We start from the raw sequence: 902 nt of genomic DNA, 5'->3' as shown, positions 1-902 counted from the left end.
AGACTCAGGCGGCGAGCTCAGCGGCGGTCTTGCCGACCTGGCTCTCGTCGATGGCGTCCATGATCCCGTGCTCCATCAGCAGGTCTTCGAGCTCGTCCATCGTGATGGGCGAGGGGATCACGCCGTTGCCGGCGTTGGCGTGGACCTTGTTGGCCAGGGTGCGGTACTCGGCGGCTTGCTTGCTGTCCGGGGCGTACTCGATGACGGTCATGCGGCGCAGCTCGGCGTGCTGCACGATGTTGTCGCGCGGCACGAAGTGGATCAGCGTGGTGCCCAGCTTCTTGGCCAGCGATTCGGCCAGCTCCAACTCCTTGTCGGTCTGGCGCTCGTTGCACACCAGGCCGCCCAGGCGCACGCCGCCGCTGTTGGCGTACTTCAGGATGCCCTTGGAGATGTTGTTGGCCGCGTACATGGCCATCATCTCGCCGGACATGACGATGTAGATTTCCTGGGCCTTGTTCTCACGGATGGGCATGGCGAAGCCGCCGCACACCACGTCGCCCAGCACGTCGTAGGACACGTAGTCCACGCCTTCGTAGGCACCGTTTTCTTCCAGGAAGTTGATCGAGGTGATCACGCCACGGCCGGCGCAGCCCACGCCGGGCTCCGGGCCACCGGATTCCACGCAACGGATGTCGCGGAAGCCGATCTTCATGACGTCTTCGATTTCCAGGTCCTCCACCGAGCCGGCTTCGGCGGCCAGCGACAGGATGGTGTCCTGGGCCTTTGCGTGCAGGATCAGGCGGGTGGAGTCAGCCTTGGGGTCGCAGCCGACGATCAGGATCTTCTGACCCATCTCGGCCAGCGCGGCCAGCGTGTTCTGCGAGGTGGTGGACTTGCCGATGCCACCCTTGCCGTAGAAGGCGATTTGGCGAAGTTTTGCCATTGAAGTGCTCCAGTGT

General features: G+C 64.0%; 1 protein-coding gene. It reads right to left on the bottom strand.

The window, feature by feature from the left end; all coding sequences use genetic code 11:
• Window positions 1–4: 4 nt before the first annotated feature.
• Window positions 5–886, bottom strand: a complete 882-nt coding sequence (nifH, locus tag ALA01S_RS31245; protein ID WP_084268130.1) for a nitrogenase iron protein — start codon at window positions 884–886, stop codon at window positions 5–7.
• Window positions 887–902 lie beyond the last annotated feature (16 nt).

Source organism: Azohydromonas lata NBRC 102462 (assembly GCF_001571085.1).
GTDB classification, from domain to species: domain Bacteria; phylum Pseudomonadota; class Gammaproteobacteria; order Burkholderiales; family Burkholderiaceae_C; genus Azohydromonas; species Azohydromonas lata.
The sequence above is the reverse complement of the archived record's forward strand: the minus strand, read 5'-3'. Positions and strand labels throughout refer to the sequence as shown.

Bases quoted from the DNA above. Each gene is read 5' to 3' on its own strand.
- nifH (WP_084268130.1), bottom strand. From the start codon at position 886: ATGGCAAAACTTCGCCAAATCGCCTTCTACGGCAAGGGTGGCATCGGC.